This is a genomic window from Pantoea cypripedii (genome assembly GCF_002095535.1).
Taxonomy (GTDB): domain Bacteria; phylum Pseudomonadota; class Gammaproteobacteria; order Enterobacterales; family Enterobacteriaceae; genus Pantoea; species Pantoea cypripedii.
In genome coordinates this window covers 2,138,156-2,153,382 of the sequence record NZ_MLJI01000001.1, presented here as the reverse complement: position 1 = coordinate 2,153,382, position 15,227 = coordinate 2,138,156, and the positions used below count along the sequence as shown (strand labels likewise).

Sequence of the window (15,227 nt, the reverse complement as noted above, 5' to 3'; positions counted from 1 at the left end):
ATAAAACTGTCACATCAGGGTGCTAGCGTGTTTCCCCGGCAAGGTAATGTTCTGATAACAGGGGAAAATAATGAAAACCCGCTACACACTGATGGCCACCGTTTTGCTGCTGGCGCAGCAGGCGCATGCGATCTCACTGCCGGACGCCGCCGCGCTCGCCAGCCAGACTTCAACCGGTTCTGCTCACGCAGGTTATAACGATCTTGAACAGCAGATGTTGCAAGCCGAACGCGCCGCGTTACAGGGTAACAACCCCGCACTGACGCGTAATCTGCTGGAAAAAGCCAAACAGTCGCCAACGCAAGCTGACTACGCATGGCTGAAAAGTAAAGGTTACGATTTCCAGACCAAGGCCAATCAGCAGGCGGGTATCGCACTGCTGTCGGGTTTTAGCGCTCTGCCAGCCAGCGTGCTGGATGCCAACCGCGCTACTGTCACCAATATCAACCTGAATGCCACCCAGGGCACGCGTCATCAGGCGCTGGCCGATGCGGAAGGCATTAACCACCTTTATTTCCTCGCCGATGCCATGGGTCCACGTTTGGGCAAAGCGTTTCTGGCTGCCTATGACAAGGGCGAACTGGGCAAAGCGGCTGCACTGATTAAGGCCAGCGAAGTCAGTACCGGCGCAGCGAAAAAGCATTTCAACTATCCGCGCCCGTTCCTGCATGAAGGCAACACCATCCATCTGGTGCCGGATGATACGGTAGTGAAAGATAATCAACCGTATAGCGCCGATGGCGGTTCTTTCCCGAGTGGCCATACCAACACCGGTTACACCGACGCTTTGCTAATGGCTGAAATGGTGCCGGAGCGCTTTGAAGCGCTGGTCACCCGTGGCGCGCGTTATGGTTATTCGCGTCTGGTGCTGGGTGTGCATTACCCGCTGGATGTGATGGGTTCACGTATGGTGGCTGAACGTAACGTTGCCAATTACCTGAACGACACGCGCTACCAGGCGCTGTTCAGTGAGGCGCGCGATCAGCTGCGTGCGGCGCTGGAGAAAGAGTGTGGCACCTCGCTGGCAGAGTGCGCACGCAGTGGCGGCCAGAACGACCCTTACACTTCGCCGCAGATGAAGCAGTTCTATCGCTTTACCATGAGCTACAACCTGCCGAAAGCCGCAGGTAAAAATGTGGCGGTGACCGTACCCGCAGGGGCTGAGGTGCTGCTGAAAGCGGCGTTACCACAGTTGTCTGACGCGCAACGTCGTGCGCTGATGGTGAAATCGGCACTGCCAGCAGGTTATCCGTTATCAGGTTCCACTGCGGATCAGTCCTTCTGGCAACGCCTGGATTTAACGGCCGCTTACGCCATGGCAAAGCATCAGTAAACGCCCTCAATCGCGCCGCTCAGACAGGGCGCGATTGCTTAATCGACAATAAATAACTTCGCGCCGGTTTCCGTTGATGAACGATGCGCTTCGGCGTTATCGGCCACCTGGTAGCTGACGCCCGGTGTCAGGGTAAAGCAGCGGCCATCGTCCAGCTCGGTCAGCATCTCACCTTCAAGACACAACAAAATATGCCCTTTCAGGCACCAGTGATCGGCCAGATAACCTGGCGAATACTCCACCATCCGTACGCGAATATCATTAAAACGCTGCGTACGCCACAGCGCAAAACCGCGCTCGCCGTGATGCGTTTCCGGCTCGATTTTGTCCCACTGGGTAATGCCAAACGGTAACTGGGTGATTTGCACGATGTTGATCCTGGTGAGGGTTGAACATTGTTTATACCTGTATTCACCCGTGGTGCAAACCCTTAACCTTGCTGATAAATTTCCAGCGCATCCGGGCCGCTGGCTCCCTGATGAATAATCGCCATCAGCGCTTTCACCACGCGTGACGGATTATCGTGCTGGTAAACGTTGCGGCCATACACCATGCCGCTGGCACCTTGCGCCATCAGCGCCGCACTTTTTTGCAGTACCGCACCCAGTTCGCCTTTGCCGCCACCGCGTACCAGCGTTGGGCAGCGCGCCGCTTCCACCACGCGATGAAAGTCTTCCACGTTCTCCGTCGGATCGGCTTTGACGATATCGGCACCCAGCTCGCGCGCCAGGCGTACCAGCGGCACGATTTTCTCCACGTCACCGATCGAACCGTACGCGGCACCCTGTCCCGCAGGGGCCATCACCAGCGGTTCAATCATCAGCGGCATCGCGTAACGATCGCAGGCCTGGCGCAGGCGGCCAATATTCTCCACGCACATGCGGAAGATGCCGGGTTCATCAGGGATCAGATACAGATTCACCACCACGGCGGCGGCATCCATCTGTAATGCGGCGAGAATCGGTTCTTCCGGATTGTGCAGCACCGCCCACATTTCGCGATGACGGGCGGCGTTATAGGCGTTGCCGACGTCAGTACGCATCACCAGCGCCGGTTTGTGTCCCACTTCGCGTTGCAATAAATCGGCCTGGCCGTAATTGACCTGAATGGCATCCGGCTGAGCAGCAATCAGGTTGCGCATCACGCCAGCAATATTTTCCAGGCCAATAAGAAAATCGGGTTCATTGGCAATGCCGTGATCGATAGCCACATCGAGACATTTGCCGTGTTGAAACAGGCGATTCATGCGAACTTTATTGGTGACGAACATGACGTGTTTCCTCCTGAAAAACCGCGAGATAAGGACATCATTGTAATTCCCGCTGCGCCTAAGCGAGCAGACGCCATGTCGCAGTTGTGAAGTTGTTCACTTAATTGGCGTTTACTCCCCTGGTCGGTAACGCGAATGACGCTGGTAAATAAATGGTATAAATCCATGATAACCTGACTGTAGATAAGTTAATCAATAGGATAAAAGGCAGGGATTTACTATGCAGTTACGTGCGTTGCAGACAAGTGATTACCGCTCATGGCTGAAGTTGTGGAAGGGCTATCAGCGTTTCTATAAGGCAGACATCAGCGACGTCGCCACTGAGCTGACCTGGCGCCGCTTTCGTGTGGAGACTGAAACATTGAACTGCCTGGTAGCAGAAGAGGATGGGAAACTAATTGGTTTGGCGCATTATCTGACCCATCGTTCCACCTGGACATCAGGGGATTATTGTTACCTGCAGGATTTGTTTGTCAGTGAGGAAGCTCGGGGTAAAGGAGTTGGTAAGGCGCTGATACTCGCGGTTTATCAGCAAGCGGAAGCGGCGGGTTGCTCGCGCGTTTACTGGACCACCCAGGAATCTAATGCCACAGCACGCAAGTTATATGATCAGATAGCCAGTAAAACTGAGTTTATTCAGTATCGGAAATTAATCGGCAAACAAATATGACCCTAAAAAGCTACCGTCAGTACGGATGAAAATAAAAAAGCCAGCGCACAATTTCAGACTGACAGCCCGCACGGGCTGCGCTAACGTATTGTTGCTTATTATTTTTAATATTGGAGTGGAATATGACAGTTCCTGTTGTAGCAATATTTACGATTAAACCAGGCAGTGAAGATCAGGCTGAGAAACTATTTCGTGGCGTGATTGAAGAAACATTAAAAGAGCCGGGTTGTATCACTTACCAGCTTAATCGCGACAGCCAGAACCCGCGCCGCTTTATCTGGACAGAAGAGTGGCAAAGCCAGGCGCTGCTGGAACAACATCTTAATGCACCGCATATTGTGAAGTTGTTTGGCGAACTGCCGCCGCTGGTCGAGCATTCTGAAGTGATCGCCTTAAATAAACTGGCAGGTGGTGCAGCCTGATAGCTGCATAGCGTCGCGGGGTGATACATCGCACCGCGACGCATCTATACGAAAGAAGTCTTACCCTGGTAATTCTCCTCGCGATAAAAGTAGTGTGGAACGATAAATACATAACCTGCCGGAACAGAAGGATCGCAAGGATGTTTACTATCAAAACCACCCACCCGCAAAATACCGATTTACAACTGCTAATAGCTGAACTGGATGCTTTCCAGAGCGTGCTTTATCCGGCGGAAAGTAACCACTGTCTGGATCTCACCACGGTTGAGGATGGCGTGCTGCATTGCCTGATGGTCACCGATGCCGCTGATCATCCGGTGGGATGCGGGGCGATTTTGTTGCAGGGCGACGGGGGTGCAGAATTAAAACGTATCTATGTCCGCCCGACGTGGCGCGGTCACCAGCTGGGTGAGGCGATTGTGCAACACCTTGAGACCGTCGCCGTGCAGCAAGGCTGTGAGGTGGCCCGGCTGGAAACCGGGAATCAGCAACAGGCGGCTATCCGGCTGTACGAGAAAATGGGCTATCGCCAGTGCGCGGCTTTCCCGCCTTATTTACCCGATCCGCTTAGTGTTTTTATGATGAAACCACTTCTTGCAATGCCTGAGACGTGAGGACGATTTATGCGCGTAAAGATTGATGCAGTGCCTGACAGCCCAGCCTTCCCTGAACAGGCTGACGTGGTAGTGATTGGCGGTGGGATTATCGGTACCTCGGTCGCCTATGAACTGGCGAAGCGCGGCGTATCAGTGGCGCTGTTTGAAAAAGGGGTGATGGCCTGCGAACAATCCAGCCGCAACTGGGGCTGGGTGCGACAACAAAACCGCGATCTTTACGAGCTGCCGATGGCGATGTACAGCCTGCAACGCTGGTCTGAGCTGGGTGATGAAATCGGCAGGGATTTGGGTTTCCGCCGTACCGGGATCCTGTATGGCACCACCGCAGCCGCAGACCTGGCAAAGTGGGAAAGCTGGGGTAAACAGGCGAAAAATATTGGTTTTCACAGCCAGCTGCTGTCGGCAAAAGAAGCGCAGGAACGTATTGGTGGCAAAACAGCGTGGCTGGGTGGTGTGTGGTCGCCCAGTGATGGTCGTGCTGAACCTTCACAGGCGGTGCCTGCGCTGGCGATCGGGGCGCAGCAGCGCGGAGCTAATATTCAGCAGCGCTGTGCCGTGCGCGGGCTGGACATCAGTGGCGGGCGTGTCACCGGTGTATGGACCGAGCGCGGCCTGGTCAAAACCAGCCGGGTCATCTGCTGCGGCGGGGCCTGGAGTTCACGCTTCTGCACGCGTTACGGCATTGAGCTGCCGAGCGCCAATATTCTGGGCACGGCATTTAAGACCACGGTGGCGGCTGAAGTGACTCCGGGCTGTCTGAGTGTGCCCGGACTGGCGATGCGTCGGCGTCTGGATGGATCTTATACCGTGGCGATATCCGGGCGCGGGCAACTGGACCTGGCACCGCAGAACCTGCGTTATGCCACCCGCTTTTATCCCATGTACCGCAGCAAAATCGCCAAAAAGCTGAAAATCCGCATCAACAGCTCGTTCTTTTCCGGTCCGGAAGCGGCAGGATCCTGGTCGATGGACGCTATCTCGCCGTTTGAAAAGATCCGTGTGCTGGATCCGGCGGCGGACAAGCAAATTCTGCGCGAAGCGATTGCCAAAATGGTGCATGAATTCCCTGAATTACAGGGCATTTCCGTCGATCATGCCTGGGGTGGCTGGATTGATACCACCCCGGACCTGGTGCCGGTGATTGACGAAATCCCGCAGATGCCGGGTCTGATCGTCGCCTCTGGCTTTAGTGGCCATGGTTTTGGCATTGGTCCGGGGGCCGGGAAGTTGTGTTCACAGCTGGTGATGAACGATCAGCCCTATACCGATTTGTCTCCCTATAGCCTGAGCCGTTTTGCCCGTGGTAATGCGATTCGCGAACCCCAGATGATGTAATGCGCACGGTCGCCCTCAGGGGCGGCCAAAAATAAAAATCAATTATCCATTCGTATACCTATCCGTTTGTATAACTTTCTTTTACACCACAGCTGATTGATATTGTTATTCAATATCTGCAAGGCAGGGTGTTATATGAACACGACGACGGCTGAGAAGACATTTCTGCCCACCTCTTATCCGGTGCATGAAAAGATTATTTATTCGGTGGTGGATGACATTATCCACTGGATTGAAGATAACCTGTATGACGAAAACATTCGTGTCAGTACCGTAACCGGGAAAAGTGGTTATGGGCACTGGCATTTCCAGCGTATCTTCCGCGACGTAACCGGGTATAACCTCGGCGAATATATCCGTCTGCGCAGAGTCATCAAGTCGACGTTTTCCATTATTCACAGCCAGAAAACTCTGCTGGAAATTGCGATCGAAAATGGTTTCACCAGCCAGCAAACCTTCACCCGTATTTTTAAAAAATATATTCATGCCACCCCAGGTGAAATCAGGGGGCAATATGCCAATGACAAAAACGCATTCTTCTACCTGACGGCAGAACTGTTAAAAAACAAATAAACGAAAAACCATTGCGTTATTTAACGTAACATTTGAAAAGGAAAAGACAATGAAATTGAAGATGGTGATGGGTGCTTTATTACTGGCGAGTCAGGTGAGTACGGCATTTGCCGCAAGCGAAGATAATGTTCCCGCTCCGACTGCGGGTGTCGCGGCCTTTCTTAAAGTGCTGAACAGCGGTAACGGCAAACCGATTGAGCAACTGTCACCGGCAGCGGCACGCCAGGTACTGATTGGCGCGCAGAAGGGCGTCAAACTGCCCGCCGCCCAGGTGAGTGAAAAAGTTATTCAGGTACTGGGCCAGCCGCTGACGCTGACCATCGTGAAACCTGAGCATGCGCAGGGCGTATTGCCGGTGTTTATGTTTTTCCACGGCGGTGGCTGGGTGTTGGGCGATTATCAGACGCATGAGCGCCTGGTGCGCGATCTGGTGAATGCATCGGGCGCGGCCGCAGTGTTTGTCAATTACACACCATCGCCGGAAGCGCATTTCCCGGTCGCCATCACTCAGGCTTATGAAGCCACCAAATGGGTCGCGCAGCACGGCGCAGAGATTGGCGTCGATGGCAGCCGGCTGGCACTGGTCGGCAACAGCGTCGGAGGCAATATGGTGGCGGCAGTGGCGTTACAGGCCAAACAATTCCACACCCCGGCAATTCGTTATGACGTCATGCTGTGGCCGGTCACCAACGCCAGCTTTGATGATGCTTCTTACCAGCAGTTCGCGGATGGCCACTTCCTGACCAAAAACATGATGAAGTGGTTCTGGGATAGCTATGCGCCGAGTGAAAAAGATCGCAACAATATTCTGGCCTCGCCGTTACGCGCCACCACTGAACAGTTGCGTGGCCTGCCGCCGACGCTGATTCAAACCGCCGAACTGGATGTGCTGCGCGATGAAGGTGAAGCGTTTGGACGTAAGCTGGACGCAGCAGGCGTGCCCGTCACCGTCACCCGTTACAACGGCATGATCCATGACTATGGCTTACTGAATGCCCTGAGCCAGGAGCCAACGGTACGCACCGCGCTGCAACAAGCAGGCGCAGAAATAAAACTGCACCTCAATTAATCCGCCGACGCCAGCATCCACGCTGGCGTTTTTCATTGCGGAAATTTTGCGCACAGAATGCGTGGGGGAGATGGCGGCAGTTGAGTTAATTTAATTGTCATCTTTCCCGGTTGTTATTGAATTCCTCTTCACCCATGGCAAGGACTTCTATCATGAAAAAAATCGGTATTAACGGCTTTGGTCGCATTGGTCGCCTGGTTCTGCGTCGTATTCTTGAGCAAAAAGAAGCGGTTGAAATTGTTGCTATCAATGATCTCACTTCGCCAGAAATGCTGGCTTATCTGCTGAAGTACGATTCCAACTACGGTGCTTTCCCGGTATCAGTCAGTGCTGAAGGCAACAACCTGGTGGTTGATGGCAAAAGTATTCAGGTATTTGCCGAGAAAGAAGCGAAGAACATCCCATGGGGTCAGCTCGGTGTGGATGTGGTGATTGAATGTACCGGCTTCTATACCTCCGCGGACAAAGCCCAGGCACACATTGATGCTGGCGCGAAAAAAGTGCTGATTTCTGCCCCGGCCGGTGACATGAAAACCATCGTGTTTAACGTCAACGATGACACCCTGGACGCAACTGATACCATCATTTCGGTGGCTTCCTGCACCACCAACTGTCTGGCGCCAATGGCGAAAGCGCTTAACGACAGCTTTGGCATTAAAGTCGGCACCATGACCACCGTCCATGCCTACACCGGCACCCAGGCGCTGGTCGATGGGCCGCGTGGTAAAGATTTCCGCGCCTCACGTGCGGCAGCGGAAAACGTCATTCCTCATACCACGGGCGCAGCGAAAGCCATCGGCCTGGTGATTCCGGCGTTGTCTGGCAAGCTGAAAGGGCATGCGCAGCGCGTGCCGGTGAAAACCGGTTCTGTCACCGAGCTGGTATCGGTGCTGGATAAAAAAGTCACGGTGGATGAGATTAACGCCGCGCTGCAAAAAGCCTGTGAAAACAATGAGTCGTTTAAATATACCGACGATCCGATTGTTTCCTCCGACGTAATTGGCGTGCCCTTTGGTTCGATTTTCGATGCAACCCAGACCGAAATCAGCGAAGCCGGTGATATCCAGCTGGTGAAAACCGTCTCCTGGTACGACAACGAATACGGCTTTGTGACCCAGCTGGTTCGCGTACTGCATAAGTTTTCCAGCCTTTAAGTCATTTATAGCGTGATACGTTGCGCCGCCGATCTGTAGCGGCGCGATTTATCGCGCTTTTTATTGATCTTATTGTCCACTTATTCGTTACACTGATTGCAATTTCACGTCATTGTTTGGCAAATCTGTTTACCCTAATCTGTGTTCAACGAAGGGGACATCACTCCTTTACCCGGTTAACACAGAGAATTGAGGAGCAGATCATGATTGAACAACGCCTGTCAGAACAACGTGGTGTCGGTGCACACGGCTGGTTACATTCACACCATACTTTCTCGTTTGCCAACTATTGGGATCCGAAACAGGTAGGTTTCTCCGACCTGTTAGTCATCAACGATGATCAGGTGGCGAAAGCGCGTGGTTTTGGTGCACATCCGCACAGCAACATGGAGATTATTTCCTATGTGCTGGAAGGCGCGCTGGAGCATAAAGACTCGATGGGAACGGGTTCGGTGATTGTCCCCGGTGACGTACAACTGATGAGTGCCGGCAGCGGCGTGACGCACAGCGAGTTTAACCACTCCAGCGAGGATGGCGTTCACTTCCTGCAAATCTGGGTGGTGCCGTCTGAGAAGAACTCACCGCCGGGCTATCAGCAAATCTCGGTGCCTGAGAGTGACAAACGCGGCAATCTGCGTCTGATCGTCTCTCCGGAAGGTGATGAAGGGTCACTCAGCATTCGTCAGGATGTGCGTATCTACGCCGGACTCTTCAGTGCAGGTGAGCAGCAGACCCTGACGCTGGATGATGATCGTTATGCGTATATCCATGTGGCACGCGGCAGCATCACGGTGAATGGCGTGAAATTTAAAGCCGGAGATGGTGCGCGGGTGCGCAATGAAAAAACTCTGACCTTCAGCGAAGGCGATGAGGCCGAGGTGTTAGTGTTTGATTTGCGTCCGCTTGAAGTGAATCATCCAACCCGGTAACCATTGACCAGGTCGGCATCAATGCCGACCCTACACGTAGGGGGCGAATTTATTCGCCCCTGGCATTGTGACTAGCGTTGCAGAAACGCCAGCAAATCTTCGTTCAGCTGGTCCTGATGGGTCACCGCGAAACCATGCGGGCCATTCTCGTACACCTTCAGTTCTGCACCCTTAATCATCTCAGCCGCAACTTTGCCGGTGGTGGCAAAGGGGACGACCTGATCGTTGCTGCCGTGAATGACCAGCGTCGGCACGTCAATCTTCTGCATATCCGGACGGAAATCAGTTTCAGAAAACGCGGTGACGCAATCCAGCGTCCCTTTCAATGACGCCAGCAGGGCGATATTCAGCGTCTGCGTCAGCACGCCGTCGGAAACGGTCTGACCCGCGTTGGTGCCATAGAAAGGCGCGGCGAAATCACTGATAAACTGCGCGCGGTCTTTTCTCAGCCCGTCACGGATACCGGCAAACACCGATAAATCCACACCCTGCGGATAATCTTCGGCTTTACCGAAGATCGGCGTCACCGCGCCCAGCAGCACCAGGCCAGCAACGCGTGCGGTGCCATAGTTGGCGATATAGCGGGTGACGTCGCCACCGCCCATAGAGAAGCCAACCAGCGTAACCTCTTCCAGACCGAGGCAGTTGATCAGATCATTAATGTCAGAGGCGAAGGTATCATAATCATATCCCTGCCACGGCTGCTCTGAGCGGCCAAATCCACGACGGTCGAACGCAATAACACGATAGCCACGTTCCGCCAGAAAGTTCATCTGGCTATCCCACATATCCCCATCCAGCGGCCAGCCGTGGCTGAACAGCACCGGCTTACCTGTACCCCAATCTTTAAAATAAATCTGCGTACCGTCTGTGGTTCTGAAAGTGCTCATTGCATGGACCTCTTGTTGATTGAGTTGATTGATATGCCAGGGTGGCCTGCGTCAGGCCGGAGCCACCAGATAGCGAACTTCGGGCATGTTTTCGCCCTGATGGAAGGCGTAGACCCGGCTCTGAATCTTGCGGTCGTTCATGGTGTAGCGTTCCTTTTCGCGCAGATGTTCCATCCAGGACCCCACCACAAAGGTTTCGACGAAAATGCCGGGTTGCAGCACGTCCTCATAAATGGACCAGTTGATCGCGCCGCCACGACGCCGAACGCGCCGCATATCCTGCATGCAGACGGTAAAATCATGGGCGTCTTCGCTGCGGATACGATATTCGTAGCTCACCATCACCGGACCACGATTGTGATGGACCTCGGGCACCGGGCTGCTATCGCTGTCATTCAGGATCTCAAGATTTAAATCGGGGTCCTGATCGAGCCGCCAGCGCCAAACGGTAGCGCAGGATAAAAACATTCCCACGGCGGCAATCGACAGCGAAATCGGGATCGAGAAATGGGTCGCCAGTTGCCCCCATACGGCGCTGCCTACGGTCATGGAACCGAAGAATGCCGTGAGATACACCGCCAGCGCACGGGCCTTGACCCATTTGGCGGCGCTACGCTGCGCACCAAGATTGAGGGTGGAGAGCACCGCAATCCAGGCGAATCCGGTGAAGAATTCGCAGGCATTCAGCCACCAGAAATGACGGATAAACGCCAGTGCCAGCATGGTCAGGCCAAACATCAGGCTGGCCAGCACCATCAGGCGGTCGGCGCTGAATTTTTTGCGCAATCCCGGCAGTAACACCGCGCCACAGATAGCCCCGAGGCCGATGCAGGCCAGCATAATGCCGTAGCCGCCCGGGCCGAGTCCCAGCTCCCGCCGTGCCACCAGCGGTAATAAGGCCCATCCGGCGCTGCCAAACAGGAAGAAGGCGCAGGTGCGCACCAGCACATTGCGGAACACCGGTGCTGCATGGACATAACGCAATCCCACCCGCACTGCCGGGAAAAAGTGTTCCGGTGGCAGCCGCTGGATGCTGGGAGCCGCCTGCCAGCGATACAGCACCCAGGCAACCCCGAGCACCGACAGCGCATTGAGCAGAAACACCATCCACGGACCGGCAAATGACAGGATCAGACCACCCAGCGCCGGACCAATGGCGCGACTGATATTGATGCCAAGCGAGTTGAGGGCGATGGCCGGTCCCAGCTCATTTTTGCTGACCAGATCAGGCACGATGGCCTGGAAGGGCGGTGAACTCATGGCTGCGCCGGTGCTCAGCAGAAAGGCGGCCACCAGCAGCACGGCAGGCGTCACTAAACCGGCCCAGGAAAGCAGCGTCAGGCCGCTGGCGGCGATAAAGACCCACAGCTGCGAAAACAGCAGATATTTACGGCGATCGACAATATCGGCCATCACCCCGGATGGCAGCGCGAACAAAAACATCGGCAGGCTACTGGAGGCTTGTACCAGCGCCACCAGCAGGGGATCGCTGCTGAGCGTCAGCATGCTCCAGTTGACGCCCACATCGTTCATCCATGAACCGATGTTGGACACCACCGTCGCCAGCCACAGCATACGGAAAACCGGTTGTCTCAGGGGCTGCCACGGTGAAGCGGCTTGTACCGGTACTTCGCTGGGGAGTTCGGCTCCGGCGCTGTGAATATCATTAACCTGTGCCATGGCGCAGCTCCTGCTTTGGCTTGACGCCGATGCGCCACGCACCCGGCCCGGTCAGCGCCAGCGTGGTAAAGATAATCAGCAGCAACCAGCCAAACTGGCCGTCGGCGATGGACCAGTCCGGATGAACCGCCAGCATCGCCACCAGTAATACGCCGATAATCGGCAGACAGGCCAGCCGCGACCACCAGCCAAGGATGATCAGGATCGGGCAGATCACTTCCGCCACGATCGCCGGGATCAGGCTCATATACGGCCCCATACCGAACGGGTCTTCGATACGCGTCAGTTCTTCCTGGAAATGAAACACCTTCGGTAAGCCATGGACATGCAGCAGCAACAGGCTGCCAGTCAGACGCAGGAAAAACAGCCCCAGATCGATCCGGGGCGGGATTGAGAAAAACGATGAAGTCTTCATGATGTTAAAACGCAAAGCAGCTGCAACCGAGCGCGCCCCAGAAGGCGTTATCTTCGGCTACCGGAACATTGGCACCACGCGCAATATCATGCTGGTGGCTGTGGACCCCACAGGGGCCGCTGCAATGATGCGCCTGCGGCATCATACCGACGCGCGTCATAGCATCCGGTGGCGCACTGCGGTAATGACCCGGCACCTTCACCACCGGTGACCATTCCGGTAACACCGGCAGCGTGGGTGGGGCTTCTGAACTGAAGGATCCGGCGGCATACACCACGTTGCCATCCACCACCGTCAGCACTGACTCAATACCTTTGATTTCCTCTTCCGGCACGCTAAAGAAATCCTTACTCAGCACCGCCATATCAGCCAGCTGGCCGACTTTGATCTGTCCTTTTTTGCCTTGCTCACTGGAGAACCAGGCGCTGCCCTGGGTCCACAACATCAGCGCGGTGTCACGATCGAGGCGGGCATTGACGTCATACATCTGCATGCCGCCCACGGTACGGCCGGACACCAGCCAGTAGAGCGCGGTCCATGGGTTGTAGCTGGCCACGCGGGTGGCGTCAGTACCCAGACCCACCGGTACGCCGGTTTCGAGCATACGCGCCACCGGCGGGGTGTGGCGGGTGGCTTCGATGCCATAACGTTCGGCAAAATATTCGCCCTGGAACGCCATACGATGCTGCACCGCAATGCCGCCACCGAGGGCTTTAATACGGTCGATATTTTTCTGCGTCACGGTTTCCGCATGGTCGAAGAACCAATGCAGGCCGTTAAACGGAATATCGCGATCCACTTTTTCAAACACATCCAGCATGCGGCTGATGGATTCGTTATAGGTGGCGTGCAGACGGAACGGCCAGCGATGTTCCACCAGATGACGTACCACGCGCTCCAGCTCATCTTCCATCCCTGGGGCGAGGTCCGGACGTGGTTCAAGGAAGTCTTCAAAGTCTGCCGCCGAGAACACCAGCATTTCACCGGCACCGTTATGGCGGAAATAATCACTGCCCTGGCCGGGCGTCAGCATATCGGTCCATTTTTCGAAATCTTCCAGTTCATGGCCGGGACGCTGGGTAAACAGGTTATAGGCGATGCGCACCGTCATCTGCTTTTTGCTGTGCAGCTCGGCAATGACTTCATAATCGTCAGGATAATTCTGGAAGCCGCCGCCCGCATCGATGGCACTGGTCAGGCCGAGACGGTTCAATTCACGCATAAACTGACGGGTGGAGTTGATCTGCAATTCCAGCGGCAGTTTCGGTCCTTTTGCCAGCGTGGCGTACAGGATCATCGCGTTGGGACGGGCAATCAGCATCCCGGTTGGGTTGCCGTTGCTGTCGCGCTGGATTTCACCCCCTGGCGGGTTGGGTGTGTCTTTGGTGTATCCCACCACTTTCAGTGCGGCGCGGTTGAGCAGGGCGCGATCGTAGAGATGCAGAATAAACACCGGGGTGTCCGGTGCCGCGTCGTTGATCTCTTCCAGCGTTGGCATCCGGCGTTCGGCAAACTGAAATTCAGTCCAGCCGCCGACCACGCGCACCCACTGCGGCGACGGGGTACGCAGCGCCTGCTCTTTTAACATACGCAGCGCATCAGCCAGTGAGGGCACGCCTTCCCAGCGCAGTTCCAGGTTGTAGTTGAGGCCGCCACGGATCAGGTGCAGGTGGGAGTCATTCAGACCAGGAATGGCAGTATGCCCCTTAAGGTCAATGACTTTAGTGCCTTCGCAATGATGCTCCATCACTTCGGCCTGGCTACCGACGGCCAGAAATTTACCTTCACGAATCGCCACGGCGACAGCCACCGGGTTGGCGCGGTCAACGGTGTGGAATTTGCCGTTGAGTAAAATCAGCTCTGCTTTACCGAGCGTCACCATAGATCCTCCTGAACTGAGATGTCCGAATAGCAGGACGGGAAATGCGCGCTGACGCAGGGCGGCAGAGCACCATCAGCTCAGGATTATGGTAAGCGGGGAGAAAGGCCGTCTAGTTATACAAAGGGATACCTATACGTTCGTATACTTATACACAGAGATAATAGTCCGGTCATGTAATGCCCCCTACACTCAGATCTGACAGTGACCAACCGGTGACTGCCACTTTTGCTCCGTATTTATGTTCGCGGAAATCCAGTTACTAACCTCAATGGGTACATTCATGTCCAACTCTAAGCTTGAAGTTCTGACCCCGCATAACAGCCAGATTATCTTTATCGATCAGCAACCGCAGATGGCGTTTGGCGTGCAGTCAATCGATCGTCAGGTGCTGAAAAATAACACGGTTGCGCTGGCGAAAGCGGCGAAGGTATTTAACATTCCGACCATCATCACCACGGTCGAAACCGAGAGTTTCTCTGGCTATACCTACCCTGAACTGCTGGACGTGTTCCCGGGGCTGGATATCCTGGAACGTACTTCCATGAACTCATGGGACGATCAGAAAGTCCGTGACGCGCTGGCCGCTAACGGGAAGAAAAAAGTGGTGGTTTCCGGCCTGTGGACCGAAGTGTGTAACAACAGCTTCGCCCTGTGCGCCATGCTGGAAGGCGGCTATGAAATCTATATGGTGGCGGATGCCTCTGGCGGTACCTCCAAAGAAGCCCATGACTATGCCATGCAGCGCATGATCCAGGCGGGCGTGATCCCGGTAACCTGGCAGCAGGTGATGCTGGAGTGGCAGCGTGACTGGGCGCATCGTGATACCTATGACGCTGTCATGAAGATTGCCAAAGAGCATTCTGGTGCCTACGGCATCGGCGTTGATTACGCTTACACCATGGTGCACAAAGCGCCATCACGTCAGGAAAGCGAACATCGCACCCTGGCGCCGGTTCCGGCACGTTAATTCCCTTGCGATGACCGGCAC

At 55.0% G+C, this 15,227-nt stretch carries 16 protein-coding genes; 10 read left to right on the top strand and 6 right to left on the bottom strand.

Annotated features, from left to right (window positions below; all coding sequences use genetic code 11):
• The first annotated feature begins 70 nt into the window (after positions 1-70).
• Positions 71-1,333, top strand: a complete 1,263-nt coding sequence (locus tag HA50_RS10010) for an acid phosphatase (protein ID WP_084874860.1) — start codon at positions 71-73, stop codon at positions 1,331-1,333.
• A gap of 38 nt (positions 1,334-1,371) precedes the next feature.
• Here HA50_RS10010 and HA50_RS10005 read toward each other — a convergent pair whose 3' ends face one another.
• Positions 1,372-1,701 carry a DHCW motif cupin fold protein gene (locus tag HA50_RS10005; protein WP_084874858.1) on the bottom strand — a complete coding sequence of 110 codons (330 nt, stop codon included), beginning with the start codon at positions 1,699-1,701 and terminating at the stop codon, positions 1,372-1,374.
• Between the two features lie 62 nt (positions 1,702-1,763).
• Positions 1,764-2,603 carry a class I fructose-bisphosphate aldolase gene (locus HA50_RS10000; RefSeq protein ID WP_084874856.1) on the bottom strand — a complete coding sequence of 280 codons (840 nt, stop codon included), beginning with the start codon at positions 2,601-2,603 and terminating at the stop codon, positions 1,764-1,766.
• Positions 2,604-2,823: 220 nt separating this feature from the next.
• On the opposite strand from HA50_RS10000, the gene HA50_RS09995 reads away from it, so the two are divergent.
• From HA50_RS09995 to HA50_RS09960, 8 genes are all read left to right on the top strand, one after another.
• Positions 2,824-3,273 carry a GNAT family N-acetyltransferase gene (locus HA50_RS09995; protein ID WP_084874854.1) on the top strand — a complete coding sequence of 150 codons (450 nt, stop codon included), beginning with the start codon at positions 2,824-2,826 and terminating at the stop codon, positions 3,271-3,273.
• A 122-nt stretch (positions 3,274-3,395) separates the two neighbouring features.
• Positions 3,396-3,695 (top strand): putative quinol monooxygenase, encoded by a 300-nt coding sequence (locus tag HA50_RS09990; protein WP_084874852.1) that lies wholly within the window; start codon positions 3,396-3,398, stop codon positions 3,693-3,695.
• A gap of 140 nt (positions 3,696-3,835) precedes the next feature.
• Positions 3,836-4,309, top strand: coding sequence for a GNAT family N-acetyltransferase (locus tag HA50_RS09985; protein ID WP_084874850.1), 474 nt, complete (start codon positions 3,836-3,838; stop codon positions 4,307-4,309).
• A gap of 9 nt (positions 4,310-4,318) precedes the next feature.
• Positions 4,319-5,647, top strand: coding sequence for an NAD(P)/FAD-dependent oxidoreductase (locus HA50_RS09980; protein WP_084874848.1), 1,329 nt, complete (start codon positions 4,319-4,321; stop codon positions 5,645-5,647).
• A 135-nt stretch (positions 5,648-5,782) separates the two neighbouring features.
• Positions 5,783-6,220 (top strand): helix-turn-helix domain-containing protein, encoded by a 438-nt coding sequence (locus tag HA50_RS09975; protein WP_084874846.1) that lies wholly within the window; start codon positions 5,783-5,785, stop codon positions 6,218-6,220.
• Between the two features lie 49 nt (positions 6,221-6,269).
• Positions 6,270-7,289, top strand: coding sequence for an alpha/beta hydrolase (locus tag HA50_RS09970; protein WP_084874844.1), 1,020 nt, complete (start codon positions 6,270-6,272; stop codon positions 7,287-7,289).
• Positions 7,290-7,441: 152 nt separating this feature from the next.
• On the top strand, positions 7,442-8,443 hold the full coding sequence (gap, locus tag HA50_RS09965) for a type I glyceraldehyde-3-phosphate dehydrogenase (RefSeq protein ID WP_084874842.1): 1,002 nt from the start codon (positions 7,442-7,444) through the stop codon (positions 8,441-8,443).
• 203 nt (positions 8,444-8,646) lie between these two features.
• Positions 8,647-9,372, top strand: coding sequence for a pirin family protein (locus tag HA50_RS09960; RefSeq protein WP_084874840.1), 726 nt, complete (start codon positions 8,647-8,649; stop codon positions 9,370-9,372).
• A 71-nt stretch (positions 9,373-9,443) separates the two neighbouring features.
• On the opposite strand, the gene HA50_RS09955 is transcribed toward HA50_RS09960, so the two are convergent.
• The 4 genes from HA50_RS09955 to HA50_RS09940 are packed head-to-tail and all read right to left on the bottom strand — an operon-like array spanning position 9,444 to position 14,239.
• Positions 9,444-10,262 (bottom strand): alpha/beta fold hydrolase, encoded by an 819-nt coding sequence (locus tag HA50_RS09955; RefSeq protein ID WP_084874838.1) that lies wholly within the window; start codon positions 10,260-10,262, stop codon positions 9,444-9,446.
• 51 nt (positions 10,263-10,313) lie between these two features.
• On the bottom strand, positions 10,314-11,942 hold the full coding sequence (locus HA50_RS09950) for an MFS transporter (RefSeq protein ID WP_084874835.1): 1,629 nt from the start codon (positions 11,940-11,942) through the stop codon (positions 10,314-10,316).
• On the bottom strand, positions 11,929-12,357 hold the full coding sequence (locus tag HA50_RS09945; protein ID WP_084878462.1) for a DoxX family protein: 429 nt from the start codon (positions 12,355-12,357) through the stop codon (positions 11,929-11,931). Before HA50_RS09945 ends, HA50_RS09950 begins: the two co-directional genes overlap by 14 nt.
• Before the next feature lie 4 nt (positions 12,358-12,361).
• Complete coding sequence (locus tag HA50_RS09940) at positions 12,362-14,239, bottom strand: amidohydrolase (RefSeq protein ID WP_084874833.1); 1,878 nt, start codon at positions 14,237-14,239, stop codon at positions 12,362-12,364.
• Positions 14,240-14,519: 280 nt separating this feature from the next.
• Between HA50_RS09940 and HA50_RS09935 the strand changes: the two genes are divergently transcribed.
• Positions 14,520-15,206: a hydrolase gene (locus tag HA50_RS09935; RefSeq protein ID WP_084874831.1), complete on the top strand. Its 687-nt coding sequence runs from the start codon at positions 14,520-14,522 to the stop codon at positions 15,204-15,206.
• The last annotated feature ends 21 nt before the right edge of the window (positions 15,207-15,227 follow it).